29 protein-coding genes are annotated in these 26,678 nt (G+C 57.1%); 28 read left to right on the top strand and 1 reads right to left on the bottom strand.

What is annotated here, in order from left to right; genetic code table 11:
* The first annotated feature begins 152 nt into the window (after positions 1 to 152).
* The 27 genes from rpsC (at position 153) to HMPREF1255_RS04535 (ending at position 24,720) form a co-directional block, all read left to right on the top strand.
* Positions 153 to 983: a 30S ribosomal protein S3 gene (gene rpsC, locus HMPREF1255_RS04665; protein ID WP_016455375.1), complete on the top strand. Its 831-nt coding sequence runs from the start codon at positions 153 to 155 to the stop codon at positions 981 to 983.
* Positions 984 to 985: 2 nt separating this feature from the next.
* Positions 986 to 1,405 carry a 50S ribosomal protein L16 gene (gene rplP, locus HMPREF1255_RS04660; RefSeq protein ID WP_016455376.1) on the top strand — a complete coding sequence of 140 codons (420 nt, stop codon included), beginning with the start codon at positions 986 to 988 and terminating at the stop codon, positions 1,403 to 1,405.
* Positions 1,405 to 1,644 (top strand): 50S ribosomal protein L29, encoded by a 240-nt coding sequence (gene rpmC / locus HMPREF1255_RS04655; protein ID WP_016455377.1) that lies wholly within the window; start codon positions 1,405 to 1,407, stop codon positions 1,642 to 1,644. Before rplP ends, rpmC begins: the two co-directional genes overlap by 1 nt.
* Positions 1,641 to 1,922, top strand: coding sequence for a 30S ribosomal protein S17 (rpsQ, locus tag HMPREF1255_RS04650; protein WP_016455378.1), 282 nt, complete (start codon positions 1,641 to 1,643; stop codon positions 1,920 to 1,922). Before rpmC ends, rpsQ begins: the two co-directional genes overlap by 4 nt.
* 302 nt (positions 1,923 to 2,224) lie before the next feature.
* Complete coding sequence (locus HMPREF1255_RS04645) at positions 2,225 to 2,929, top strand: hypothetical protein (protein ID WP_024111160.1); 705 nt, start codon at positions 2,225 to 2,227, stop codon at positions 2,927 to 2,929.
* A 364-nt stretch (positions 2,930 to 3,293) separates the two neighbouring features.
* On the top strand, positions 3,294 to 3,662 hold the full coding sequence (gene rplN / locus HMPREF1255_RS04640) for a 50S ribosomal protein L14 (RefSeq protein WP_016455380.1): 369 nt from the start codon (positions 3,294 to 3,296) through the stop codon (positions 3,660 to 3,662).
* Positions 3,663 to 4,031: a 50S ribosomal protein L24 gene (gene rplX / locus HMPREF1255_RS04635; protein ID WP_024111114.1), complete on the top strand. Its 369-nt coding sequence runs from the start codon at positions 3,663 to 3,665 to the stop codon at positions 4,029 to 4,031.
* Positions 4,031 to 4,693 (top strand): 50S ribosomal protein L5, encoded by a 663-nt coding sequence (gene rplE / locus HMPREF1255_RS04630; RefSeq protein WP_016455382.1) that lies wholly within the window; start codon positions 4,031 to 4,033, stop codon positions 4,691 to 4,693. The genes rplX and rplE overlap by 1 nt, the downstream gene beginning before the upstream one ends.
* A gap of 9 nt (positions 4,694 to 4,702) precedes the next feature.
* On the top strand, positions 4,703 to 4,888 hold the full coding sequence (locus HMPREF1255_RS04625) for a type Z 30S ribosomal protein S14 (RefSeq protein ID WP_016455383.1): 186 nt from the start codon (positions 4,703 to 4,705) through the stop codon (positions 4,886 to 4,888).
* A 71-nt stretch (positions 4,889 to 4,959) separates the two neighbouring features.
* On the top strand, positions 4,960 to 5,367 hold the full coding sequence (rpsH, locus tag HMPREF1255_RS04620) for a 30S ribosomal protein S8 (protein WP_016455384.1): 408 nt from the start codon (positions 4,960 to 4,962) through the stop codon (positions 5,365 to 5,367).
* Positions 5,368 to 5,389: 22 nt separating this feature from the next.
* A complete protein-coding gene (rplF, locus tag HMPREF1255_RS04615; RefSeq protein WP_024111138.1) occupies positions 5,390 to 5,932 on the top strand; it encodes a 50S ribosomal protein L6 in 543 nt (180 codons plus the stop codon).
* Positions 5,933 to 5,934: 2 nt separating this feature from the next.
* Complete coding sequence (gene rplR, locus HMPREF1255_RS04610) at positions 5,935 to 6,318, top strand: 50S ribosomal protein L18 (protein WP_024111218.1); 384 nt, start codon at positions 5,935 to 5,937, stop codon at positions 6,316 to 6,318.
* A 17-nt stretch (positions 6,319 to 6,335) separates the two neighbouring features.
* A complete protein-coding gene (gene rpsE, locus HMPREF1255_RS04605; protein ID WP_016455387.1) occupies positions 6,336 to 6,941 on the top strand; it encodes a 30S ribosomal protein S5 in 606 nt (201 codons plus the stop codon).
* Positions 6,941 to 7,123 carry a 50S ribosomal protein L30 gene (gene rpmD, locus HMPREF1255_RS04600; protein ID WP_016455388.1) on the top strand — a complete coding sequence of 61 codons (183 nt, stop codon included), beginning with the start codon at positions 6,941 to 6,943 and terminating at the stop codon, positions 7,121 to 7,123. Before rpsE ends, rpmD begins: the two co-directional genes overlap by 1 nt.
* A gap of 1 nt (position 7,124) precedes the next feature.
* Entirely contained in the window at positions 7,125 to 7,568 is a 444-nt protein-coding gene (rplO, locus tag HMPREF1255_RS04595) for a 50S ribosomal protein L15 (RefSeq protein ID WP_024111081.1), read from the top strand.
* A 567-nt stretch (positions 7,569 to 8,135) separates the two neighbouring features.
* Entirely contained in the window at positions 8,136 to 9,695 is a 1,560-nt protein-coding gene (locus HMPREF1255_RS04585; RefSeq protein ID WP_024111157.1) for a SpaH/EbpB family LPXTG-anchored major pilin, read from the top strand.
* A 242-nt stretch (positions 9,696 to 9,937) separates the two neighbouring features.
* Positions 9,938 to 10,918, top strand: a complete 981-nt coding sequence (locus HMPREF1255_RS04580) for a class C sortase (RefSeq protein ID WP_024111245.1) — start codon at positions 9,938 to 9,940, stop codon at positions 10,916 to 10,918.
* A 251-nt stretch (positions 10,919 to 11,169) separates the two neighbouring features.
* A complete protein-coding gene (locus tag HMPREF1255_RS04575) occupies positions 11,170 to 13,836 on the top strand; it encodes a hypothetical protein (RefSeq protein WP_231477452.1) in 2,667 nt (888 codons plus the stop codon).
* A 71-nt stretch (positions 13,837 to 13,907) separates the two neighbouring features.
* Positions 13,908 to 14,045, top strand: coding sequence for a hypothetical protein (locus HMPREF1255_RS09810; protein WP_155948477.1), 138 nt, complete (start codon positions 13,908 to 13,910; stop codon positions 14,043 to 14,045).
* Positions 14,046 to 14,298: 253 nt separating this feature from the next.
* Positions 14,299 to 15,909: an ABC transporter substrate-binding protein gene (locus HMPREF1255_RS04570; protein WP_024111216.1), complete on the top strand. Its 1,611-nt coding sequence runs from the start codon at positions 14,299 to 14,301 to the stop codon at positions 15,907 to 15,909.
* Positions 15,910 to 16,133: 224 nt separating this feature from the next.
* On the top strand, positions 16,134 to 17,060 hold the full coding sequence (locus HMPREF1255_RS04565; RefSeq protein WP_024111033.1) for an ABC transporter permease: 927 nt from the start codon (positions 16,134 to 16,136) through the stop codon (positions 17,058 to 17,060).
* Positions 17,053 to 18,024 carry an ABC transporter permease gene (locus tag HMPREF1255_RS04560; RefSeq protein WP_024111032.1) on the top strand — a complete coding sequence of 324 codons (972 nt, stop codon included), beginning with the start codon at positions 17,053 to 17,055 and terminating at the stop codon, positions 18,022 to 18,024. The genes HMPREF1255_RS04565 and HMPREF1255_RS04560 overlap by 8 nt, the downstream gene beginning before the upstream one ends.
* Positions 18,021 to 19,796, top strand: coding sequence for an ABC transporter ATP-binding protein (locus HMPREF1255_RS04555; RefSeq protein WP_024111179.1), 1,776 nt, complete (start codon positions 18,021 to 18,023; stop codon positions 19,794 to 19,796). The genes HMPREF1255_RS04560 and HMPREF1255_RS04555 overlap by 4 nt, the downstream gene beginning before the upstream one ends.
* Before the next feature lie 101 nt (positions 19,797 to 19,897).
* Entirely contained in the window at positions 19,898 to 21,202 is a 1,305-nt protein-coding gene (secY, locus tag HMPREF1255_RS04550; RefSeq protein ID WP_016455400.1) for a preprotein translocase subunit SecY, read from the top strand.
* A complete protein-coding gene (locus tag HMPREF1255_RS04545; RefSeq protein WP_024111052.1) occupies positions 21,199 to 21,771 on the top strand; it encodes an adenylate kinase in 573 nt (190 codons plus the stop codon). Before secY ends, HMPREF1255_RS04545 begins: the two co-directional genes overlap by 4 nt.
* A gap of 58 nt (positions 21,772 to 21,829) precedes the next feature.
* Positions 21,830 to 22,681 (top strand): type I methionyl aminopeptidase, encoded by an 852-nt coding sequence (gene map, locus HMPREF1255_RS04540; protein ID WP_024110997.1) that lies wholly within the window; start codon positions 21,830 to 21,832, stop codon positions 22,679 to 22,681.
* A gap of 23 nt (positions 22,682 to 22,704) precedes the next feature.
* Positions 22,705 to 24,720, top strand: a complete 2,016-nt coding sequence (locus tag HMPREF1255_RS04535; protein WP_024111191.1) for a thioredoxin domain-containing protein — start codon at positions 22,705 to 22,707, stop codon at positions 24,718 to 24,720.
* Positions 24,721 to 25,113: 393 nt separating this feature from the next.
* Here the strand turns inward: HMPREF1255_RS04535 and uppS are convergent, their stop codons facing one another.
* Positions 25,114 to 25,956, bottom strand: a complete 843-nt coding sequence (gene uppS, locus HMPREF1255_RS04530; protein ID WP_024111128.1) for a polyprenyl diphosphate synthase — start codon at positions 25,954 to 25,956, stop codon at positions 25,114 to 25,116.
* Positions 25,957 to 26,048: 92 nt separating this feature from the next.
* Between uppS and HMPREF1255_RS04525 the strand changes: the two genes are divergently transcribed.
* The gene (locus HMPREF1255_RS04525) at positions 26,049 to 26,660 is read left to right on the top strand and encodes a hemolysin III family protein (RefSeq protein ID WP_016455405.1); all 612 of its coding nucleotides are present in this window, start codon (positions 26,049 to 26,051) and stop codon (positions 26,658 to 26,660) included.
* Positions 26,661 to 26,678: the final 18 nt, after the last annotated feature.

The raw sequence follows: 26,678 nt of genomic DNA, 5'->3' as shown, positions 1-26,678 counted from the left end.
CCGGCGGCCAAGAAGCCTGCCGCTAAGAAGCCGGCAGCGAAGAAGACCGCTGCTAAGGCTGAAAAGCCGGCGGCCAAGAAGCCTGCCGCTAAGAAGCCGGCAGCCAAGAAAGAAACCAAGCCCGCTACTGATAAAGAGAAGGAGGCCTGAGCGTGGGTCAGAAGATCAATCCTAACGGCTTCCGTCTCGGCGTCACCACCGATCACACCGCTCGCTGGTATGCGGATAAGAAGTACTCGGACTTCGTTGCCGAGGACCAGAAGATCCGTGAATGGCTGCAGAGCCACCTCGAGCGCGCTGGCGTCAGCTCGATCGAGATTGAGCGTCGCAGCGACGAGCGCGTGACCATCTACCTGTCGACTGCCCGCCCGGGCATCGTCATCGGTCGTAACGGTACCGAGGCAGAGCGCATCCGTGGCGAACTGGAGAAGCTGACTGGAAAACAGATTCAGCTGAACATTCTCGAGGTTCGCAACACTGAGACCGACGCGCAGCTCGTTGCTCAGGGCATTGCCGAGCAGCTCGGCGCCCGCGTCGCTTTCCGTCGCGCAATGCGTAAGGCCCAGCAGTCCGCTATGCGCGGAGGAGCAAAGGGTGTTCGCATCAAGTGCTCCGGTCGTCTGGGTGGCGCTGAAATGAGCCGCTCCGAGGGCTACCGTGAGGGTCGTGTTCCGCTACACACCCTGCGCGCTGATATTGACTACGGCTTCTACGAAGCTCGTACCCAGTACGGCCGCATTGGTGTGAAGGTCTGGGTTTACAACGGTGACGTCACAGGCACCCGCGCTGAGCGCGCTGCTCAGAAGGCTGCTCGTGAGCAGGCTCCTGCGCGTGGCCGTGGTGGTCGTGGCGGCAATCGTCGCCCTGGCCGCGGTGGTAACCGCCGTTCCGACCAGGCCCGCAAGCAGCAGGCCAACGCCGGTAGCGCTACCAAGGCGAGCGCTGAAAGCGCCGCCCCCGAAACTCAGAACGCAGGAGCTTAATTATGTTAATTCCTCGTCGCGTTAAATACCGCAAGCAGCATCGCCCTGGCCGTTCCGGCCTCGCAAAGGGCGGCACGACGCTCGCATTCGGCGATTACGGCATTCAGGCTGTTGGTCACGGTTACCTTACTAACCGTCAGATCGAGGCCGCTCGTATCGCTATGACCCGTCACATGAAGCGTGGCGGTAAGGTTTGGATCAACGTGTTCCCAGACCGTCCGCTTACCAAGCACCCCGCAGAAGCCCGTATGGGTTCCGGTAAGGGTTCCCCGGAGTTCTGGGTAGCCAACGTAAAGCCGGGTCGCGTGATGTTTGAACTTTCGGGTGTTTCCGAAGAAGTTGCTCGTGAGGCGTTGCGTCTTGCTATCCACAAACTACCCATGAAGGCGCGTTTCATCGCGCGTGAGGCAGGTGAAAACTGATGGCATCCGCTAACAAGGCCGCTGACCTGCGTGGTCTCAGCGCTAAGGAGCTCAACGACCAGGTCGTTGCTCTCAAGGAGGAGCTGTTCGGCCTTCGTTTCCAGTCGGCCACCGGCCAGCTGGAGAACACCGCGCAGCTTCGTGAGGTCAAGAAGAATATCGCACGCATCTACACGGTGCTGCGTGAGCGTAGCCTCGGCATTATCGAGGATCCGGACGCACAGGAGGCCGCAGAATGAGCGAGCAGGTAAACGAGAAGGCTGCAGAGCGCGCCGGTCGCAAGGTTCGTACCGGTATCGTCACTTCGGACAAGATGGATAAGACCATCGTTGTTCGCATTGAGGATCGCGTTAAGCACCGCCTTTACGGCAAGATCATGAACATGAGCACCAAGCTTCACGTTCACGACGAAAACAACGAGGCCGGCATTGGCGACCGAGTCCGCATCATGGAGACTCGTCCCACCTCTGCCACCAAGCGTTGGCGCCTACTCGAAATCGTCGAGAAGGCGAAGTAAAAACCTTTTAGAAGAGCCCGGTTCCTTATGGAACTGGGCTTTTCTTTTGCAAATAATGTCCCCGAAATAGCAGCCCAAACCTGCAAAGAAAGCCAAGGCAAAAGGCCTGCCCATTATCGGTGCTGGCGGCTGCGCTATCTCGTATTGCTGAGGGTGCGACTGCCGATGGAATCAGAGCCGCTAGGAAACGCAAGAACTAAGTAAATGAAGAGAAAAGGCCCTACGCAGCTTTTGCGTCGGGCCTTTTTGTAGGCAAGTTTTCCGGTAATCATCTTTCGACTAGGCATGGTTAAATTAAATTCATGAGGGCCGATGAAGAATTCAGTTGGGCTAACCCACCCGATGTAAAGCAAGCGGGCAAGCTCGACGAATTTTCGAGCGATGGGTTGCCAGAAAAACGCAAGCAATCCGTGCTGGTAAAAGCCCTCAAAGGATTCGCCGCAGGTTTGGCGCTGGTGACCGCTGGTGTTCTCGCAGGAACGCTGATCTTTGGCGGGGTTAAGAGCTCAACTATTGAAGAGCCACAACCGCCCGAACAACATGTGGTCGAAATTGGTCCCGACGATAAGGTGGTGGCGTCGTCGACTCTCGACGGCAAAAAATTTTCCGTAATCGAGAGCGACTGCGCAATGGCTAACAGCTGCAAGTATGAATTTAAATCGAGCGATTTAGCCGAACCCGTAGCCATCGCTGAGGGGCGGACATTTTACGGATTCCAGATGTTCGACCAACAAAGCGGCGTCGTTGGTTTTGCGCCGGACGATGGTCCGCAGATAATGCTTACAAACGACGGGGGAGCGACCTGGCATCTGCTTGATCTTCAAGTCCCCGATGATTGGCCAGTTGAAGCAACTTTTCTGCAGTCGGCCCAAACATCCGGCACGCCAAGTCGGCCTATTTACGAATTCACGCTGAACTATCCAAGCTGGGAAGATAGAGGAGACAAGGGTTTGACGTTCCGCTCCAGAAATCTTGGTCAGAGCTGGGAGCTAGTCGGCAGACCGTGACAAAACGTGGCCGCTCGATTGAAGCCTTGAGAGATATCTGAGCGGGTCTTTCTGCAGTATTGCCACTTTCCCCTCGTTGAGCGACCACGTTTTGTCACAGAAAATAAGAACAACTTTTCAACTGTGCAAGGTTTTCAACGACGATTTCGCCTGGGGTCGCCCGTGTTGTACCCTATAAAGGTTGCCTGAGGTCTGAGCCTGCTTGTAACCATTCTTTTGCTGGAGACAGCAGGGACCTTTCCTCGGGATCAACACCCCAGAAATGGGGCTGTCCTCTGGCAAAATCCAGCGGGCATCGTAGGTTGCGGACTAGAAAACCGCAAACGCATGAGTAGCTCCGGCACCCCCGGGGCGAAGGAGAAAAATGATCCAGCAGGAATCGCGACTAAAGGTCGCCGATAACACCGGCGCGAAGGAGATCCTTTGCATCCGTGTTCTCGGTGGCTCCGGTCGACGCTACGCGGGCCTCGGTGACACCATTGTGGCCACCGTTAAGGACGCCATTCCTGGCGGCAACGTCAAGGAAGGCGAAGTAGTTCGCGCAGTTATCGTCCGGGCAGCAAAGGAAACCCGTCGCAAGGACGGTTCCTACATCCGTTTTGATGAGAACGCCGCTGTAATCGTTCAGACTAATGGCGAGCCTCGCGGCACCCGTATCTTCGGACCGGTTGCTCGTGAACTGCGTGACAAGCGCTACATGCGCATTGTTTCGCTAGCACCGGAGGTGATCTAAGTGAAGCTCAAGAAGGGCGACCGCGTAAAGGTCATCGCAGGTAAAGATAAGGGCGTCATTGGCGAGATTATCGCCATCGACCGCGAGCGTGAACGCGTCACCGTGCAGGGCGTAAACATCGCCAGGCACCACGTGCGCGACACCGCAAACCCGGCAACCGGCGCCACCGAGAAGGGTGGCATCGTCAGCACCGAGGCAGCGCTGCACGTTTCCAACGTTCAGCTTCTGGTCAAGGACGAAAACGGCAAGGAAGTTGTCACCCGTATCGGCAAGGAGCGCAAGAAGGTTACCAAGCGTCGCGCTGACGGTTCCGAGTACGAGGGCACTCGTGGCGTTCGTATCGCCCGTAAAACCGGGAAGGAGATCTGATGGCTAGGGCAACTGCACCTGCAATCAAGGTGGCTGAGAAGGCTCGCAACGCAGCCGATAACATGCCGCGCCTGAAGAAGAAGTACCGCGAAGAAGTTCGCAAGTCGATGAACGAAAAGTTCAACTACGCTAACCCGATGCTGATTCCGGGCCTGACCAAGGTCGTCGTGAACATGGGTGTTGGCCAGGCTGCGCACGACTCCAAGGTGCTCGACGGCGCTATCCACGATCTCACCCTGATCACCGGCCAGAAGCCGCAGGTGACCAAGGCTCGCAAGTCGATCGCATCGTTCAAGCTGCGTGAGGGCCAGGCTATTGGCTGCCACGTAACGCTTCGCGGCGACCGCATGTGGGAGTTCGCTGAGCGTCTGCTCGCGCTGGCTCTTCCCCGAATCCGTGACTTCCGTGGCCTGAACTCCAACCAGTTCGACGGCAACGGTAACTACACCTTCGGTCTGAGCGAGCAGGTTATGTTCCTCGAGATCGATCCGGACAAGATCGACCGCACCCGTGGCATGGACATCACTTTCGTGACCAGCGCCACCAACGACGCGGAGGGTCGCGAGCTGCTGGCTCAGCTCGGATTCCCATTCAAGGCTAAGGACGACCCGAAGAAGCCGAAGCGTCGTGGTCGTTTCTACCCGGGCAAGAAGAGCAAGTGAGGCTAACTAATGGCTAAGAAAGCTTTAATCGTAAAGGCTGCCCGCAAGCAGAAGTTTGGTGTACGTTCCTACACCCGCTGCCGCGTTTGCGGACGTCCCCGTAGCGTCTACCGCAAGTTCGGCCTGTGCCGAGTTTGCCTTCGTGACTTGGCTCACAAGGGCGAGCTGCCGGGCGTAACCAAATCTTCCTGGTGATTATTCACCAAACCAAACCGACGCAGCAGGTCCATCAAGGAAACCGCTGCGAGAAAGAGGGCTAGGCAGCCATGACAATGACTGATCCCATCGCAGACATGCTTACTCGTCTGCGTAACGCCAACCGTGCGTTCCTCGATCAGACTTCCATGCCGCACTCGAAGATCAAGGCCGGCATCGCCGAGATCTTGAAAGAAGAGGGCTACATCGAGGAGTACGAGGTCCGCGAACCCGAAGAGGGCAAGGCTGGCAAAACTCTAAACATCACGCTGAAGTACGGCGAAGATCGCCAGCGCTCCATTGCGGGCCTGCGGCGCATCTCGAAGCCGGGTCTGCGCGTCTACGCCAAGTCGAACAACCTTCCTAAGGTTTTGGGAGGTCTTGGTATCGCAATCATCTCGACCTCTCACGGTCTGATGACTGACAAGCAGGCTATGGAGAAGTCCGTGGGCGGCGAAGTGCTCGCCTACGTCTGGTAACGGAAAGAGAAGGAGTAGATAAATGTCTCGTATTGGCAGGCTCCCGATCACCGTTCCCTCCGGTGTCGAGGTCAAAATCAATGAAAACGACGTCGAGGTAAAGGGCCCGAAGGGGACCCTGAGCCACCACGTTGTTTCGCCGCTAACCGTTGCTACCGACGACGAAGGCCGCATCGTAGTTTCGCGTCCGGACGACGAGCGCGAGAACCGCTCGCTGCACGGTCTGACTCGTAGCCTCATCAACAACATGATCATTGGTGTCACCGAGGGTTACTCGAAGACGCTGGAGATCGTTGGTGTTGGTTACCGTGTCATCTCCAAGGGCCCGAAGCAGGTTGAGTTCAACCTGGGCTTCAGCCACCCGGTTATCATCGATGCTCCGGAAGGCATCTCGTTTGAGGTTGAGAACCCCACTCGCATGCACATCTCCGGCATCGATAAGCAGCAGGTTGGTGAAGTTGCTGCGAACATTCGCAAGCTGCGTGCTCCTGAGCCTTACAAGGGCAAGGGCATCCGCTACCAGGGTGAGCACGTGCGTCGCAAGGCTGGAAAGGCTGGTAAGTAAGCATGGCTATTTCGCTTAAACACAACAAGCACCTCGCTAAGAGGACTGCTTCTCGCCAGCGCCGTGCACTGCGCGGCCGTAAGAAGATCTTCGGTTACCCGGAGCGTCCTCGCATGGTCGTCACTCGCAGCTCGCGTCACATCCTGGTTCAGGTAATTGACGACGTTGCTGGCAACACGCTGGCTTCGGCTTCCACCATGGAGCCGGATCTTCGCAAGCTGGACGCCAACAAGACCGAAAAGGCGAAGAAGGTTGGCGAGCTCATCGCTAACCGTGCTAAGGCTGCTGGCGTCGAAAAGGTCGTGTTCGACCGTGCAGGTAACAAGTATCACGGCAGGATCGCCGCGCTGGCTGACGCAGCCCGCGAGGCCGGTCTAGGACTCTGACGGAAAGGTAGGAGACGATGAGTGAAACACAGAACCGCGAACGCGGTAAGTCCGATCGTCGCGGCCGGGACAACCGTCGGGGCCGTGGTCAGGACGATCGCAACAAGAACGATTTCCTCGAGCGCGTAGTAACCATCAACCGAGTTTCTAAGGTTGTTAAGGGTGGTCGTCGCTTCAGCTTCACTGCTCTGGTAGTGGTTGGCGACGGCAACGGCACTGTTGGTGTCGGCTACGGCAAGTCGAAGGAAGTTCCGACAGCAATCAGCAAGGGCGTCGAAGAGGCCAAGAAGAACTTCTTCAGCGTTCCGCGCATTCAGCGCACCATCCCGCACCCGGTTCAGGGTGAGGCTGGCGCTGGCGTTGTGCTGCTTCGCCCGGCTTCCGCCGGTACCGGTGTTATTGCCGGTGGCGCGGCTCGTGCAGTGCTCGAGTGCGCTGGCGTTGGTGACGTGCTGGCGAAGTCGCTTGGTTCCCCGAACCAGGTGAACGTCGTTCACGCCACTGTCGCTGCTTTGAAGATGCTGGAGGAGCCCGAAGACGTGGCTGCCCGTCGTGGCAAGTCTGTCGAGGACGTTACCCCTGCCGCTCTTCTGCGTGCACGCAAGGAAGAGGTGGCTTCGTAATGGCGAATCTAGTTATCAAGCTGGTCAAGTCGTCTGCTGGTGAAAAGCCGGCTATCCGCGATTCCGTTCGCTCGCTTGGCCTGAAGAAGGTTGGTGACGAAGTTAAGCACGCCGACAGCCCGTCTATTCGTGGCATGGCTCGCGCTGTTCGTCACCTGGTTACTGTCGAAGAGGTGAAGTGACATGGCGATCAAGATTCATCACCTTCGTCCGGCTCCGGGCGCTCACCGTGATGCCTATCGCGTTGGCCGTGGTGAGGCCGGTAAGGGCGGCAAGACCGCTGGCCGTGGCACTAAGGGCACGGGCGCTCGCAAGAATGTCCCCGAGGCATTCGAGGGTGGCCAGATGCCACTGCACATGCGCATGCCGAAGCTGCGTGGCTTCCAGAACCCGTTCAGGGTCAACTATCAGGTGATTAACGTCGCCAAGTTGGCCGAACTGTTCCCGGAAGGCGGCGACGTTACTGTTGCCGATCTGGTTGCTGCCGGCGCTGTGCGCGCTAACCGTCCGGTTAAGGTGCTTGGCACTGGCGAGATCGACGTCAAGGTCAACGTGACCGCTGACAAGTTCTCTTCCAGCGCGAAGGAAAAGATCGAGAAGGCTGGCGGCTCGGTTAACGAGGCCTAAGGCTAAAAGTAAAGGGCCGTCTGGGTGAAAACCCGGGCGGCCCTTTTCTATTGTTTTCGTTACAGAGTCAATTTTGGCTCGGCTACGAACCAAAATTGACTCTGTAACGCAGCGAGTGCTTCACGCTGGATTCCTAGGGCACTGTAGAATGGGCGGAGCTACCGGCAAGCCCATTGAGCGTGTCAACTGGGCGCGTATACCGATCACGATTCACGTTGTCGAGTTCGTGCTGCCCAAGACGGGCGTGGTTAGCCTCAACTACGTTGCGGGTTACGCGGTGCTGTTGGTAGTTGCTTTGACGGGGGTGGCTACCTGCGTCAGAATAGACACGGAGAGTCCACGGCTTAAGTGGGGTCCGCTGGCCGGGCAGCCGAAACTGGCCGACCGGTGGAAAGCCAAACGCTTCACCGCGTGTCTAAAAGCGTTTAGGCACCGATGTAAGAGACATAATCAGCAACCTGGTTGCTGCACATAATAGGGGGCATCGGATTGATGCCGAAGGCTGATTTTCGAATCAGCAAAACAAGACATCAACTGATGTCAAAAATGAAATTGAAAGGAATGGTAATGACTAAGAGAAAGTCATTCCGCAAGCTGCTAGCCGCAGTCTGCGCGCTGACCCTGGTCGGCGGCATGGGTGCGGCGGCCACGGCCAACGCAGCCGATCCTGCCCCATGGGCACCAGGGGCTCCGGCAAAAGGCTCCATCACAATCACTAAGACTCAGCCTGACAAGACAACTCCAGTTAAGGGCGCCGAGTTCACCGTTACGCCGGTGACCGAGATCAACGGGGCAACTTTCGACCTCAAGACCCAGGATGGCTGGGAGACCGTCGCCAAACAGGTCAACAAGTTGAACGCTGACCCGACCGAAGGTGTCAAGCTGGGCACCGCTCAGAAGAAAGATACTGACGCTCAAGGCAAGGCGAAGTTCGGCTCGCTGAACATTGGTCTGTATAAGGTCGAAGAAACCAAGGTTCCTGCCGGTTACTCTTCGGACGTTAAGCCGTTCTTCATGACGATCCCCGAGATCACCGGAACAGACTCCGCTAACCTGACCTACAACTACAATGTTGAGGCCAAACCAAAGAACAAGGACGTCAAGGACTCTGTGTCCAAGACTGGCGACTACTCAGCGACTGTCGGTGAAGGCGACAACGTTTCCTACACCATCACTTCTACCCTGAACAAGAAGGGCAAGTTAACGAAAGATGACATTCAGGGCTTCGCGATCTTCGATGACGCGCAGACTGACGCTTTCGCTACTATTGATGGAGCGGCCGTCAAGTCGGTGAAGATTGACGGTGGCGCTGACCTGAACCTCACTGAGGACTACACCGTTGACGTTACTGCTGATCCTGCCGGATATGAGGTTGGTCAAAGTGGCCGTACCCGCGTTCAGGTGAATTTCACCGACGCTGGCCTTGCCAAGATCGCCGCAGCTTCCACCGATTCTGCTGCACCTAAGGTTCTCGTTAATTTGACCTTCAAGCTGAAGACTGGCGACGCCGCTCCCGACAGCGTAACTAACAAGTTCGGCTTCGTCCCGGGTAAGGGCGCCGGCGAGCCGGTGCAGCCTCCGGTCATCCGCGAGCCTAAGGATCCGGATCCGAATAACCCGAACGACCCGAACTACCCGAACCCGACTGTGAAGTTCCGTCAGTTCCAGATCAACAAGACCAACGCGACTGACAACAAGCCACTTGCTGGTGCCGATTTCATTGCGTTTGCTGATAAGACCAAGGCTGAGAAATGTGTCGAAAACGACAACCGCGGTTCTTGCGAAGGTGCCTCTGCTAACTTCGGCACCAGGACTACCGGCACCGACGGCAAGACCCCTGCCTACAAGGCTAGGGTCGGAGCAACCTTCTACGTCGTTGAGAAGAAGGCTCCTGAGAAATTCATCCTCTCCAACACGGTTACCGAAGTGACCATCGACGCTGGTAATGACGCCTTCGAGACGAACATCGCCAACGTCCCGATCCCGAACTCCGACCCAAAGATCGCCTGGTTCAAGATGCCGAGCACCGGTGCCGTCGGAGTTGGCATCTTCGCGCTGCTGGGCGCTGGCCTGGTAGCTGGCGGCACCGCGATGCACATGCGTTCGCGTCGTCGCGAGAATGCCTAAGCTCGTCTGCTAATGACTAGCTGCAGCTAAATAACCTTGTGGGGCTGACCCAATCCGGGTCGGCCCCACAAGCTGTGTGAAAGAGCGACCCGACAAAAATCAAGGGATACCGGCGCTTCTCAAATCGAAAGCGAAACGCCTTGTCAACGCACTTCAGCTTTTCAAAGGGCTAAAGCGGGCGAGCCCATGTTGCAGCTTTTGTCTGGTCGAACCAAAACCTTACTGTTCAGATCGGCGGAAACATGACTGATTCGCGAGACCCTCAAGGGTTCGGCGAAGACAACGGCCCCGAGCGGACGGCAGCCGAGACGCGTCCCGCCGAGCAGCTGACCGAGGTGGAAAAGGCCAAGAAGGCTCGCCGCCAGCGTATGCTGCCGCTGATTTTCATTCTGCTGGGCGTGCTATGCCTGGCATATCCGATCACGTCGACGGTCTGGAACAACCACCAGGCTAAACTGGTCAGCAAGGCTTACGAGAACCACGTGAACACTCAGTCGCAGGAGTTGAAAGACTCCTACATCGCTCGCGCCCGCGAATACAACGCAACCCACAAGGGCTTCCCGGTTCTTGACCCCTTCCTGGGTGACGTGGCGCCAGATTCGCCGGAATACCGCGAATACCTGAGCGTGCTGGATCAGCCGTCGGGCATGATCGGCGTCGTCAAAATTCCGAAGATTGAGGTCAAACTGCCGATGCGGCACGGCACCGACCATGACACCTTGAATGCCGGTGCCGGCCACATGTTCGGCACTGACCTGCCCGTCGGTGGGGTAGACCGTCACGCGGTAATCACCGCGCACACCGGCCTGCCCAACTCCACGATGTTCGATCGTCTGACAGACCTGGAAATTGGCGACGAGTTCTTCTTCGAGGTGCAAGACCAGTCGTTTGCGTATCGCGTCACTCGTATAGACGTGGTGGAGCCGAACGACCCGAGCCTTCTTGGTCGTGAAAAAGACAAAGACCTCGCCACGCTTTTGACCTGCACGCCATACGGTATTAACTCTCACCGCTTATTGGTGACAGGTGAACGAATTATTCCAACACCCATGAGCCCCGCTGTCGACGGCACCCAATGGAGCTGGTGGATGACGCTCTTCCTGCTGGCGATCCTGATCTCGCTTCTCCTCGCGGCTCGAGTGGCCCGCTACCTGGCGGCAAGGCGCAAGAAAGAGAGAGAAGAAGAGGCCCCCGAGTCGCTTGCCGAGGACGAACTCGCCTAGCCAGACCCGTTTGGCTTCCGGTAAACCTGGCTTATTTGAAGAATGCCGAGGTGGTGGCCTGGTGTCTGGAGCGTCGTCGTGTTCCTGCGCCGCGCGCACGATCACGCGGGTGCAAGCCATTCACTTTTTGATGGTGATTCGATTGAGTTTCAACAACCAATCAATAAAGTTACTTCGATAGCTGCAACCGTTTGGCTATACCCCGAAGGACGAACGTGTTGGAAAACAAAAGAATGATAAAATAAATCAGGGTGTCTAATACTGAAAACATGAAATCGGAAGACTGCATGCACAACGTCAAAAATGAAGCTGGTTCTTTTCTAGCAGTAAACTCCGGCAGGGCGGTGCGAAAATTCGCCAATTTCTTAAAGAGATTGGCTGCCATCGCTCTCGTCTGCGTCTTGGGTTTTACGCTATCTAGCTCGTCTTTGGCTAATGCCGAAGATCAGCAGATTGGCTCGCGCGCTGGCGAACAAAGCGTCAGCCCGACTTTGGAAAACACTCCAGGCTTCGAAGCTACTTTGCAGTCAGGCGACGGGCTAGAGATCGGGCCGGAGATTATTGGGCAACCCGTGCGGGGCACTATACCGGCACCGACCATTAAAAAAGTCTTTTACGATGCCACAACTATTTCCGGCGGTAATGTTCAACGAAAAAGAGTAAAAGGTGTAGGGACTGTAAGATCGACTGTGTATGTGACCCTAAAAGATAAGAATGGTAACGAAAAAGCCACTGTTTCCGTTACCCCTACAAGTGGAACTGCTTGGACGGTAAATCTACCTAACAACATTAAAGTTGCTCCAGGCGACACCGTGACGGCCTATCAAACTTTGCTTGGCGATACATCACCTGTGGTGACCGCAAATGCTCAGCCATCAAAAGCCTTGGAGAATAAAGACAAGATCAAAATGCCAGTAGGCGAAATCTGGATTGAACAAACTAACGCCAACATTGTAAATAACGATGAGCAAGCAGAAGCTATCGAAATGCTGAAGAACGCCAATCCGGACATTGCGAATGACTTTAAGAGTGTTAATTTCTCTATCGATGGCACGGAACATGCCTACTATGAAGTGACCTATACCGATGGATCAACTTCCGGAAAAATTGAAGCTACGGACCTAAAAATCAAAACGGTAACGGAAAAATCTACTGCTCTGACAATAGAAAAAGTCCAGGTAACAGACGGACAGATTATCGTCACACTTGCTAATGAGGTTGCCGCAGGTACGAAATTTAATTTTATCAAAAACTTTACAGACGGAGAGGAGAAGAATTTCAGCCCAAATGGAAGCTGTACAGTGGACAAATCTGACTCAAAAGAGATGTCTCAAGCAGTATCCGTTAACGGCACAACAGTTACTTTCCCAATCACGGATAAGGTTAATGATTTAAAACTCGGAAGAGAGTTCGGCATCCTTGTCAAAGAGCCACATAAACTCCGTTCTTGCGCGAAGTCTGAGCCGGTAGTAACAACCCCCGACAAAGTCGCCGTGAGAGATCCTCACAAATTAACGGATGAAGATAAAGAAGCCATCGATAAAGCTATTCGAGATGCCAATACGGTAAATGGCGTATCCAAACTCCCCGATGGAACTGGATATGTAAGCGATCCTGCGTTTATTGAATTTGATAAAGACGGAAACGTTACAATAATCAGTCCTAATGATGTGGAAACTGATTGGGATAGTAACTACAATCCGGTATATGTAAAAAATGCCGATGGAACCTATAAAGTAAAAGATGGGGCCAAAGTCACTAAATTCCCTGCCAAAGATCTGGTGAAGAATATCGCACCTAGATCTCCGGCGATTGCGGTAGATACGAATACCGGCAAAGTCACCATTACCCCACCGGCTTATAAAGATCCCGGTGATGATACCGACTTGGCGTCCTACACGATTACCTATAAAGATAATTCGGGAGCGAAGAAAACCGTCACAGCAACGCGAACCGTAGACAAAGCTTCCGGCAAGACCACTTGGGCAGCCGATAATGCCGAGGTTGATACGAACACCGGTGTGATTACTCTGAGTGTCGAAGACATCGAACTCGCCGGGACCATCACGGCAACCGCAAAGGATAATGGCGGCTTAATTGAGGAAGAGAAACCGCTCGATTCAGATGAGGCCAGCAAGACGCTCGGAACTGCCACTGTTAGCTACGATGGCAACGGCGGTACCGGCGAAATGGATAGCAAGACGCTCAACAAGGGTTCAAAGTATACGATTTTGGATAATGTTTTTTCTGCTCCTAGTGCCACTCCGGAGTTTAAGACTTGGGAAATTGATGGTAAGGAAGTAGCGCCAGGCACCGAGATTACGGTGACCAAAGACACCGTGGTGAAAGCTCTCTGGAAGGCCGCTGAGCAGAAAATTGAGCTGAAAGTCGATCCCAACGAGGTAACCATCGTTAAGGGTTCGCCGATGCTCAAGCCGATGAACGTCGAGGCTCACTCTACGTCTGTGGGCGGCGACATCACTCTGCAGACGATCTGCCTGCCGAATCACGATGGTGCTGCAAATACGGATAATCAAAGTATGCCGAGCGGTGTGGAGCTGATGGAACCCACGCAGGATGAGACGCCGCCAACCGGCTACAAGGCCCGCGCCACGGCAAAGATCGACGGCAACGCTAACAAGGCTGACGTCGGCACCTATCGCTGCTGGGTTTACGCTAACCTGAACGGCATCACCATCGACGCGAATGGCAATGCCACCGGCAGCGGCACGACACAAGCCGCAGAGGGTGTCAACTGGGTGCGCCAGCCGATCACGGTTCACGTTGTCGAGTTCGTGCTGCCCAAGACGGGCGTGCTTAGCCTCAACTACGTCGCGGGCTACGCGGCGCTATTGATAGTTGCTTTGACGGGGGTCGGCTACCTGCGTCAGAACAGGCGTGAAAAGTCCACGGCTTAAATGAGGTCCGCCGGCCGGGCAGCCAAAACTGGCCGACCGGCGGAAAAGCCAGATAACTAATCTTGTGTCTGTTGGCGACCTTGATCTCGCTGATCCTGGCCGCGCAAGTGGCCCGCCACCTGGCTGCAAGGCGCAAGAAAGAAAAGGAAGAGGAAACCTCCGAAGAATCCTCTGACGAATCCGATATCCAGAGCGTTGCGGGGCGATAAATCGCCAAAATGCGGACACAAATAACGCTCATTTAATGGACAAAATTATTTTTTTAATGCAGTTTCAGTGGCTGTACTAGTAACGAATAATTATTCTCTATGTCACAAAGTAGTCACAAATCGGACAGCCTCCGCAACCTATCCGCTAACCCCGCTAAAGTCTGTACCTAAATAAAAGGGCGGCCACTAAGACGAGCCGCCGCCCTGCGTCCCAAAAGGGCCCAGTGGGGAAATCCCGATTTTAGGAGAGACTATGAGGCTGAAGAAGTCTTTGGTGGCTGCAGCCGCCGTCTTTGCTCTCGCGCTTTCTGCCTGTGGCGGCAACGCGACCAACGAAAAGGCCACTTCCGGCGACGGTGCCTCCACCGGCGTCGTTCTGGCTAACTGTTCAGAGCCGCAGCGCCCGCTGATTCCGGCTGACATCAACGAGACCGGTGGTGGCCGCATTGCCGACCTTCTGTTCAGCGGACTGTTCTACTACGACGCTGAAGGCGAGTCCAAGCCCGAGATGGCTGAGTCTGTCGAATCTGACGACAACATCAACTGGACCGTTAAGCTGAAGAAGGGCAAGAAGTTCTCTGACGGCACCGAGGTCAAGGCCCACAACTTCGTCGACGCATGGAAGATGGGCGCAAAGGAAGGCTTGCTTTCCAGCGCCTTCTTCGAGCCGATTGAGGGTGCTTCTGCTGACGGCACTGGCGATCTGACCGGTCTGAACGTCGTTGACGATTACACCTTCACCATCAAGCTGAAGCAGGCAGAGTCCGACTTCCCGGCACGCCTAGGCTACTCCGCCTTCTACCCGCTGGCTGATGCCGCCCTAGCCGACACCAAGGCTGCGGGCGAGAACCCGATTGCCAACGGCCCCTACAAGTTCGCAAACGATAAAGCTTGGGAGCACAACGTTAAGCTCGAGCTCGTTCCGAACGAGGCCTACGAGGGCGACCGCAAGGCTCAGAACGGTGGCATTAACTTCATCTTCTACACCAGCCAGGATGCGGCATACGCCGACCTGCAGGGTGGCAACCTGGACGTCATCGACCAGGTTCCCGAGTCTGTTTTCGCAACCTACGAGAAGGAACTCGACGGCCGCGCTGTAAACCAGCAGACCGCGGTATTCCAGGGCTTCACCATTCCGATGGGTCTGGAACACTTCAAGGGTGAAGAGGGCAAGCTGCGTCGCCAGGCTATCTCGCACGCTATCAACCGTGACGAGATCACCAAGGTCGCATTCAATGGCACCCGCACCCCGGCTAAGGAGTTCACCTCCCCGGCAGTTCCTGGCTTCGACGAGAACATCAAGGGCAACGAGGTTCTGAAGTACGATCCGGAGAAGGCCAAGGAGCTGTGGAGCAAGGCTGAAGAGATCTCGAAGTACGAGGGCACCTTCACCATCGCCTACAACTCCGATGGCGGTCACCAGACCTGGGTTGACGCAACCGCCAACTCCATCAAGAACTCTCTTGGCATCAATGCAGAGGGCAAGCCTTACCCGGACTTCAAGTCCCTGCGTAACGACGTCACCAACCGCACCATCACCGGCGCCTTCCGCACCGGCTGGCAGGCTGACTACCCGTCCATGTACAACTTCCTGGCCCCGGTCTACATGACCGGCGCTGGCGCTAACGACGCCGACTACGCCTCGCCCGAGTTCGACGGCATGATGAAGGAAGCCGCTGGCATGACGGATCATGAAGCTTCTCTGAAGAAGCTGAACGAGGCTCAGGAGAAACTCTTCGAGGATCTCCCCGCCATCCCGCTGTGGTACGCCAACGTTAACGGTGGCTGGTCTGCAAACGTCGACAACGTTGCGTTCGACTGGCACTCGGTGCCGGTGTATTACAAGATCACCAAGCAGGCATAACTGACTGAATTAATCAGTCTCTGAGACGGCAAGCGCGCTGCAAGCAATTGCGGCGCGCTTTCCGTCTCATTTATGAAATTTTGTGGCAGATAGACACCCTTTTGGGGTATCGTCTCAAAAGTTCAGGATGCGGTTTACTGTTTTCCGCCTTCCAGATGTAAATTGAAGAGCTAAAGCTGTCGATACAGCCAGGCTCAAAAACAAGTTCGTTTAAGGAAATGCGTATGCTCCGATATGTCGGGCGAAGGCTCTTGCAGACCATACCGGTCTTCTTTGGAGCCACGTTTCTGCTTTTTGCCATGGTTTACCTGATGCCGGGCGATCCAGTCGCCGCACTTGGTGGCGACCGCGGTTTGAGTCCCGAAGTTGAGGCCCGAATCCGTGCAGACTACAACCTTGATAAGCCTTTTTGGATGCAGTATCTGCTGTACATGAAGGGCGTTTTCACTCTAGATTTCGGCAACACCTTCTCAGGCCGTCCAGTTATCGACGTGATGGCACAGGCGTTCCCGGTGACCATCAAGCTGGCCGTCATGGCGCTGCTCATCGAGGCGATCTTCGGTATTACGCTGGGTGTCATCGCCGGCATTAAACGCGGCGGCTTCTTCGACTCATCGGTGCTGGTGCTTTCGCTAGTTGTTATTTCTGTGCCGACGTTCGTTATCGGCTTCGTGATGCAGTTCATCTTCGGCATCAAACTGGGCTGGGTGCCGCCCACGGTCGGCCCCAACGTGTCATTCCATAGCCTGATATTGCCTGCGATCGTGTTGGGCGCGCAGTCTTTGGCATACGTTTTGCGCCTGACCAGGCAGTCCATTTCCGAACACGTCACGGCTGACTACGTGCGAACCGCTCGCGCGAAGGGCCTGACCGGCGGCTTGGTTATGCGTCGCCACGTGCTGCGCAACTCGCTGATTCCGGTCGTTACGTTCCTCGGCGGCGACCTTGGTGCTTTGATGGGCGGCGCGATCATTACCGAGGGCATTTTCAATATCAACGGAGTCGGCGGCACGCTGTGGCAGTCGATCCTTAAGGGCGAACCTTCCACCGTCGTCTCGTTCACGACAGTGCTGGTTCTGGTCTACATTTTGGCCAACCTGATCGTCGACCTGCTGTACGCCGTGATTGATCCGAGGATTCGTTATGACTAGTCACATTCCTTCCAAGTTAATTGAGCGCCACCGCGCAGGCCAGGAACACTTCGTTTCTGACGTCGACGAGACCGGTTTGGGCGCAGTAGACGCGGTTGCTGACGAATCAGCGCCGGCCTCCATGTGGGGGGAAGCCTGGAAGACTCTGCGCAAGCGTCCATTGTTCTGGATTTCTTTGACGATCATCATTTTGGCGATCACGCTTGCGCTGTTCCCTGGCCTGTTCACGTCGCTGGACCCGCGGTTCTGCGAGCTAAAGAACTCCCTTGCGGACCCGGCCCCCGGACACCCGTTCGGTTACGACAAGCAGGGCTGCGACATCTACTCGCGAGTTATCTATGGCGCCCGCGCCTCCGTGTCCGTCGGCATCGTTACCACGGTCATGGTTGTTCTGATTGGCGGCACGATCGGCGCGGCTGCCGGCTATCTCGGTGGTTGGCTCGACTCGCTGCTCTCGCGCATCACCGACATCTTCTTCGCGATTCCGCTGCTGCTGGCCGCGATCGTGTTCATGCAGATGTTCAAGGACAATCGAAACGTGGCCATGGTTATTACCGTGCTTTCGCTGTTCGGCTGGACGCAGATTGCTCGTATCACCCGTGGTTCCGTGCTGTCCACCAAGAACGAGGAATATGTCACGGCTGCCCGGGCGACGGGTGCTTCGAGGTGGCGCATTCTGACCAGCCACATCCTGCCCAACGCCGCCGCCCCCATCATCGTTTACGCGACGGTTGCCCTTGGCACGTTCATCGTTGCGGAGGCGTCGCTTTCGTTTATGGGCATCGGGTTGCCGCCGAGCGTCGTCTCGTGGGGTAACGACATTTCCGCTGCCCAGCACGTACTGCGCACCAAGCCGATGGTGCTGTTCTACCCGGCTATCGCGCTGGCCATCACAGTATTGAGCTTCATCATGATGGGCGACGTCGTTCGCGAGGCTCTCGATCCGAAGGCTAAGAAGAAATGACAGAAGACATTCCGGCACGCCGCCAGCTGACCGAAGAGGAGCTGAACGCGGCTGTTGACAAGGCAGTTCTTACCGACGCCGAGCCCCAAATCCACCCGGATGACGCGAACCCGCTACTCAAGGTCACCGACCTTGAGGTGCAGTTCCGCTCATCTACGGGCATGGTGCCCGCGGTTCGCGGCGCTAACCTGACGATCTACCCAGGCCAGACGGTCGCAATCGTCGGCGAGTCCGGCTCCGGTAAGTCCACCACGGCAGCCGCCATCATCGGCCTGTTGCCAGGCACGGGTGAGGTGACCGGCGGCTCTATCGAGTTTGACGGCCGCGAGATCAGCAAGCTCTCCAACAAGGAATGGGTTGAGCTTCGTGGCAGTCAAATTGCGATGGTTCCGCAGGATCCGATGACTAACTTGAACCCGGTGCACCGCATCGGCAAGCAGGTTGCGGAGACGCTAGAGGCCAACAACGTCGTCCCGAAGTCTGAGACGGGTAAGCGGGTGGCCGAACTCTTGGAGGACGCCGGCCTGCCAGATGCGGAGCGTCGGGCTAAGCAGTTCCCGCACGAATTCTCTGGCGGTATGCAGCAGCGCGTGCTGATCGCCATCGGCCTCGCCGCGCACCCGAAGCTACTGATTGCTGACGAACCCACCTCTGCTCTCGACGTAACCGTTCAGCGCAGGATTCTGGACCACCTGGCCAAGCTGACCGCAGAACTGGGCACCGCTGTGCTCTTCATCACCCACGATCTCGGTCTGGCTGCCGAGCGCGCCGAGCAGCTGGTCGTTATGCACCGAGGCCGAATCGTTGAATCCGGCCCCGCTTTGCAGATTCTGCAGCACCCGCAGCACCCGTACACTAAGCGTCTGGTTTCGGCGGCCCCGTCGCTGGCGTCGGCTCGGATCGAGTCCGCGCACGCCCGCGGCATTCAGGTCACCGAGGAGGAGCTGACCGGTGCTGGCGCCGGCCGCACCGCCAAAGACGAAATCATCCGCGTCGAAAACCTGACCAAGGAATTCGACGTTCGTGGCGCAAAGGGCGAGGCGAAGAAACTGCGCGCGGTCGACGACGTTTCATTCGGTCTGCGTACCGGAACGACGCTTGCTCTGGTGGGGGAGTCCGGTTCGGGTAAGTCCACCGTTGCGAACATGATTTTGAACCTGATCGACCCAACCAAGGGCAAGGTTTATTTCAAGGGCCGCGATTGCTCCACGATGAACAGCGAGGAGCTGTTCAAGCTGCGTCGCAAGCTGCAGGTTGTTTTCCAGAACCCGTACGGCTCACTCGACCCGATGTATTCGATCTACCGGATCATCGAGGAGCCGCTCGTCGTGCACAAACTTGGCAGCAAGAAGGAACGCACCGAGAGGGTAAGCGAACTGCTCGACCTGGTCTCGCTGCCGCGCTCGGTGATGCGTCGCTACCCGAACGAGCTGTCTGGCGGTCAACGCCAGCGCGTCGCGGTGGCCCGTGCGCTAGCCCTCCACCCAGAGGTTGTTGTGCTTGACGAGGCGGTTTCCGCGCTCGACGTGCTCGTCCAGAACCAGATTCTGTACCTGCTAAATGATTTGCAGGCGCAGCTCAACCTGTCCTACCTGTTCATCACCCACGACCTCGCAGTTGTTCGACAGATCGCTGACGACGTCGCCGTGATGGAACACGGCAAGTTGGTTGAGGCTGGTTCCTCCGACGAGATATTTAACAATCCGCAGCGCGATTACACCCGCGAACTGATCGAGGCGGTGCCTGGACGAAAGATCCAGTTGAACCTGTAGGGCAACGACTTTTAGGAGTCTGCTAGCGCCGTGCGGTAGGCTGGTCAGGTTGCGTCTATGCGCATTTCACGAAGTTAGTCAAAGAACGAAAGCGAGCTCGGATGGTTTCCGCGTTCCTTAATGCATTCAGGACACCGGACCTTCGCAAGAAGATCCTGTTCACACTAGGCATTCTGGTGCTTTTCCGCTTGGGGTCCTCGATCCCAACGCCAAACGTAAATATGGTTTCGATTCGCGAGTGCGCGCAGTTGTCTGCCGAGCAGAACAGCTTATACACAATGGTGAATCTCTTCTCCGGTGGTGCGCTGCTGCGGCTGACTATCTTCGCGCTGGGCATCATGCCGTACATTACGAGCTCGATTATTTTGCAGCTGCTCGTGGTGGTCATTCCTAAACTGGAGCAGCTCAAGAAAGAGGGCAGCGCCGGCCAGGAGAAGATCACCCAGTACACCCGTTGGCTGACCATCGTCCTAGCGGTGCTGCAGGCGACGTCCTTCACCATGATGGCCGTCAACGGTCAGCTCTTCCCGGGCTGCAACAAACCGGTCGTTTACGACAAGGGCATCTTCGCCATCGTCGTCATGATCCTGATCATGACCGCAGGCACCTCGATCATCATGTGGATGGGCGAGCTGATCACCGACCGCGGCGTCGGTAACGGCATGTCCCTGTTGATCTTCACCCAGATCGTCGCAACCTTCCCCTCTGCCATGTGGAACATCCGCCAGGCGCAAGAAGGCAACAAGGGCCTGGTCGTCATGCTGCTGGTTATCGGCATCGGCCTGCTGGTGATGGCTGGCGTGGTCTTCGTCGAGCAAGGCCAGCGACGCGTTCCGGTTCAATACGCCAAGAGAATGGTCGGCAACAAGCTTCTCGGTGGTACGAGCACCTACATCCCGATCAAGGTCAACCAGTCCGGCGTTATCCCGATCATTTTCGCCAGCTCCATTCTTTACCTGCCGATCCTCTGGACGATGTTCAACTCAGAAGGTTCGGTTTCCGAATGGATCGCCACCCACCTGTCTAGGGGCAGTGGCGCCTGGTACAACATGATTTACTTCGTGCTGATCATCGCGTTCGCATACTTCTACGTGTCGATTACCTTCGACACTAAGGAGATCAGCGACAACATGAAGAAGTACGGCGGTTTCATACCGGGCGTCCGCGCGGGCAAGCCGACCGAAAATTATCTGCAGTACGTGCTTAGCCGTCTGCTGGCGCCGGGCTCGTTATACCTGGGCCTGATCGCGCTAATTCCGTCCATCGCAATCGCTGCTCTTGGGGCCGACCAGAACTTCCCGTTCGGCGGCACGAGCCTGTTGATTATGGTCGGTGTAGGCCTGGACACGGTCAAGCAGATTGAAAGCCAGCTACATCAGAGGCAATACGAAGGGTTCCTAAAGTGAGACTTCTTATCATGGGTGCTCCCGGCGCGGGTAAAGGTACCCAGGCCGACGGCATCGCAAACCGCTACGACGTTCCTGCTATCTCCACCGGAGACATCTTCCGTGCCAACGTGAAGAATCAGACTCCGCTGGGCAAGCAGGTCAAGGCAATCATGGATTCCGGCGACTACGTTCCCGACGAGCTAACCGAGTCGATCGTTTTCGATCGTCTAGAGGCCCCGGACGCTTCCGCAGGCTTCCTGCTCGACGGCTTCCCTCGCACCATGCACCAGGTTGACGCGCTTGACGACTACCTCGAAAAGCACAACCTGGGCCTCGACGCAGTCGTCGTTCTGGACGTCGACGATGAGACCCTGATCGAGCGCCTCCTGAAGCGTGCCGAGATCGAGGGCCGCAGCGACGACAACGAGGAGACCATTCGCAACCGCATGAAGGTGTACAACACCTCCACCGCTCCGCTGCTGGATCACTACAAGCAGCTGGGCCTTGTCCTCGCGATCAATGGTGAAGGCACCGTCGAGGAGATCTCCGAGCGAATCCACAACGCGCTGGACAAGCTAGACAAGTAATCAATTTTTTAACGCCTCCAGAGCATTCTCTGGAGGCGTTATTTTCATTGGAGGAAATATGTTTGGACGCGGCATCGAAATCAAGTCCGACGACCAGATAAAGCTGATGCGCAAGGCGGGCCTCGTGGTTTCCGAAGCGCTGAACCTGATGGTTGCCGAGACGAAGCCGGGAATGACCACCGGCGACGTCGACCAGATGGCCAGGGAGGTGCTAGCCAAGCACGGTGCTGACTCCAGCTTCCTGAACTATGGCGCAGACTGGGGAATCATGCCTTTCCCAGGCGTGATCTGCTGCTCCGTTAACGAAACTGTTGTGCACGGCATCCCCGGCGATAGGGTCATCAAAGACGGCGATCTAGTTTCCGTTGACTTCGGCGCTATCGTTGACGGCTGGCATGGCGATGCCGCCCGCAGCTTCATCGTGGGGCAGGGCGCAGACCACGAACAGCGTGCCGAGCGCGAGGAGCTAATCAACGTAACGCGCGAATCCATGTGGCGAGGCATCGCCCAGGTCAAGCCCGGCAACAGGGTAGGCGACATCGGCCATGCTGTTGAGGACTACATCAACTCTTGCGGCAGCTACGGCATTCTGCGCGACTACACCGGTCACGGAATCGGCACCGCCATGCACCAGAATCCCGACGTGCCCAACTACGGGCGCAAGGGCAGGGGCGCGAAGCTGACAACCGGCATGTGCATCTGCATCGAGCCGATGGTCACGCTAGGCACCGAAGAAGTTGCGGAGCTGGACGACGATTGGACAGTAGTCACCCAGGACAGCAGCGACGCAGCGCACTGGGAAAACACCATCGCGATGACCAGCAAAGGTCTGTGGATACTAACCGAACCCGACGGCGGCGAGGAGCGTCTGAAAGCGCTCGGCCTGCCCTTCGGCGGCTTGGGCGATTAGGGCGCACCTGGCAAGCTATAGACATGGCAAACCGACTCAAAGAGGCCTCTTCCGCATATTTACGCGCACATGCGGGAAACCCCGTCGACTGGTGGCGGTGGGGCGCCGAAGCGTTCGAGGAAGCTAAGCGCCGAGACGTGCCCGTATTCGTCTCGGTTGGTTATTCATCGTGCCACTGGTGCCACGTCATGAACAAAGAATCGTTCAGCGACGAGGCCACGGCCGCCCTGCTGAACGACAATTTCGTCGCCATCAAGGTAGACCGCCAGGAACGCCCCGATGTGGATGCCGTCATGATGAGGGCCACCCAAGCCATGACAGGGCAGGGCGGTTGGCCGAACACAGTCTTTCTGACTCCAGATGGGCGGCCATTCTTCGCGGGCACCTATTACCCCGATAAGCCGCGCGATGGGCTGCCCAGCTTCCGTCAGGTTCTGCTGGCGATCTACGACGCCTGGAACTCGCGCAAACAGGAAGCCGTGGAGTCCGCCGCCACTCTCACCGAGCACCTGAAAGAGATGAACGAGACCCGTCCCGTCGAAGGCGATGTCGATCCGGTTCAGCTCGTCGGAAACATCCTCAGCACATTCGACGAGAAACACGCAGGCTTCGGAGGCGCGCCCAAGTTCTTTAACGCGCCCGTCTTGGACGCGCTGCTCGTGCGAACCGACAAGCTGGCTAACGAAGTGGCGCTAATAACGCTCGAGTTCATCACCCGGGGTGGCGTCTACGACCAGGTGGGCGGCGGTTTCCACCGCTACGCCGTCGATGCGGGATGGGAAGTTCCGCACTTCGAGAAGATGCTTTACGACAACGCACTCATGCTCGGCACGCTGACCCGCGGCTGGGTGCGCGCGTTACCCGGCCAGGAAACCGAGCAACGCGAGCTGCTCGAGCGCGCGATCCGCGGCACGGTTGGTTGGCTGCTGCGCGAGATGCAGCTGCCTAGCGGCGCTTTCGCGGCAAGCCAAGACGCCGAGGCCAACTACTATTTGTGGAACGCCAAAATGCTCGACGAGGTGCTCAGCGGTAACTCGCGTTTCGCGCAGGGCGTTTTCCACGTAACTTTCGAGGGCAACATGCCGGCGGGAAGCGACGCCGAGAAGGACGGCTCCGGGCTGTCCACCCTGCAGTTCCACGGCAATCCCGCACCCGAGCGCATCAGGCGCGTTTGCGCGCAGCTGCTGGCCGCCCGTCAGCACCGTGGCCTGCCCGAGCGTGACGAAGCCGTCGTGGTGGCCTGGAACGGATACCTTATCGAGTCGCTCGTTCGCGCATCGATAGTGCTAAACGAGCCCGATTGGTTGGCTGCCGCAAAGACAGCCGCCGAGGACATTTGGAGCCGCTGGGTGAACTCGTCGGACACTAAAATCGGCTCCACCAGCGACTACGCGGCAAGCGCGCTAGGCTTCGCCAGGCTCTCCGGCGCCTTAGGGGACGCCACCTGGCTGCTGCGCGCCCAGCAGATTTTGGATGCGGCACCCGAACTCTTCGGCCACCCGGATGGTGGCTTTTGGGACGCCGTCGAAGATCCGCTGCTCTTCGATCGTCCGCGCCAGCTCAGCGACGACGCATACCCTTCGGCGACAGCCACGATGATCGCCGCATTGCGGCTTGTTGCTCAACTTACAGACAAACCAGAGTATGACGAGCGAGCGGATCTGGCCTGCGAGTCCTTGCGCGAGATTCTCTCCGACGCCCCCAGATTCGCGGGTTGGGCTCTTGCCGATGAGCTTTCGAAGCTCGAGGCTGCAGATGGCCGCGGTCCCGCGCAAATCGTTATCGTCGACGAGTCCGCCGACGCTTTCAGCGAAATGAGCCAGGCGGCCTTCCGGTTGGCACCTTTCGGCTCGGCGATCGTCGTCGCGCAACCAGAAACTGAAGGTTTCGGTGAACTCCTCGAGGGCCGCAACGCCATCGACGGCAAACCCACCGCATACGTCTGCCACGGCAACCGCTGCGAACAGCCCGTCACCGATTGGGCCGATCTTCGCGAACTGCTGTGGGGCCCAGCACCAGAGGACGCCCAGACCTGCTGATCGGTTGCCGCAGATACCAGTAACTCGGTAACCATACTGGACGTTGTGAGATTAACGAGGAAGAAAATATTCGTAGTCGAGCTTTTTTCTCCTCGTTGTTTCTGGTGACGTTCGTGGTTGGCCTGGTTGTTTACCGGTTGTTGCTGATTAATTAGCTTTTGGTCGGCCGCTGGTCTGGCTTGGTTTGTCGAGCGAGTCGCCGTGTCTTCGCTTATCTCTTATCGCTGTCGCGATTGTCGAGATGTCACTCTCTCCACGCCTCGATGCTCGCCAAACCAACCCAGCCCAGCATCCTCACCTTCAAAAGTGGTCAACTAGTTGGGCGTCGTCGAAATTAACGAGGAAGAAAAAGCCCGATATCGAGCCTTTTGGTTCCCGTTAACTGCGGTTTAGCTATTTGCCGAAGCGGCGCTCTCTTTGGCCGTAGCTTCGTAGGGCGCGGTAGAAGTCGACGCGTCGGAAGTCGGGCCATAGGGCCTCGCAGAAGTAGAACTCGCTGTGTGCGCTCTGCCACATCAGGAAGCCGCTGAGCCGCTGCTCGCCGGAAGTGCGGATGATCAGATCCGGATCGGGCTGGCCCTTCGTATATAGGTGGCTTTCTACCTGCTCCAGGCTCAGCGTCTCGGCAACCTCGCGCAGGTCTTTTCCTGCGTTTGCCTCTTCGGTCAGGAGATCTTTGAAGGCACTGATCAGCTCGTGACGTCCGCCGTAGCTGACTGCAACGTTGATGTGGATGCCGGGGTTGTCTTCGCTGCGCTCTTGTGCGGCGCTCAACTTTTCAGAAATCTCGTCGGGCAGGAGCGAGAGATCGCCGACGATTTTTACGCGGTGCTCTGCGGCCAGCGAATCCACCAGGTCGACTATCACGTGCAGAAGCGGCAGCAAGACGTCTTTCTGGGAGCGCTGCAGGTTATCGGTGGAAAGTACCCAAAGCGTCACAATCGGGATGTCGATCTCTTGGCACCAGTTAACGAACTGGCGAAGCTTATCGGCGCCTGCCTTGTAGCCAACCTCGAGGGTCTCACCGGGCGCGTTGGCTCTAGCCCACCGCCGGTTTCCGTCAGCAAGCACTGCGACGTGCTCGGGTAGCTGCTGTTTGGCGAAGCCTCGACGCAGGCGTCCCTCGTAGAACCTGTACAGCTGGTCGGAAACTATTTTGGGCGCGTAACCGACAGCCGTCGAGATTAGATCTTCGGCCCCCGCAAAAAATTTGTGGATCAGCTTGTAGTCGGTCATGGAAAAAGACTAGCCGGAAAAGCTGTGAAAAGTTTGTTTCACCCATAACCTACGGTAGCGTAGGTTATGTGAAAATTCCTGCGAAACCACGCATGCGCGGCGTCCTACACGCCATCAATACACCGATAGCTCTCGTCTGCGGTTTAATCCTGTTGATAATCGCCGACGACGTCTGGATACGGGTGGGCTGCGCGGTCTGGACGCTGACCGCCATCCTCCTATTCGGCAACAGCGCCTTCTACCATCGGGGCAGCTGGTCTCAGCACATGAGCGAGCTGCTGCGTCGGATCGACCACTCCAACATCGCGATCTTCATCGCAGGCACCTACACGCCGCTAGCGATCGGGCTCACCTCGGGCGCGTCGATGGCAATCCTGCTGTCGGTGATCTGGGGGTGCGCGCTGCTAGAGGTAGTCTTCAGGACGCTTTGGCTCTCGGCGCCCCGATGGCTGTACGTAGCCCTGTACATAATCATGGGTTGGGTTGCACTGTTTTGGCTGCCAACATTCTGGCGCACCGGCGGGGTGGCGGTCGTCGTGCTGCTGATCGCAGGCGGTCTCTTCTACACGGCGGGCGCGCTAATGTACGCGCTCAAACGCCCAAACCCGTGGCCGGAAACGTTCGGTTTCCACGAGTTCTTCCACGCTGGCACGATCCTTGGTTCCATCTGCCACTGGGTGGCGATCTTGCTTGTCGTGCTGTGAGGCAGGTTAGCTGCGCGT

Origin of the sequence: Propionimicrobium sp. BV2F7 (assembly GCF_000510445.1) — a bacterium.
Classification (GTDB): Bacteria; Actinomycetota; Actinomycetes; order Propionibacteriales; family Propionibacteriaceae; genus Propionimicrobium; species Propionimicrobium lymphophilum.
Note: the sequence above shows the minus strand (reverse complement) of the source record. Positions and strands in the feature narration are given on the sequence as shown.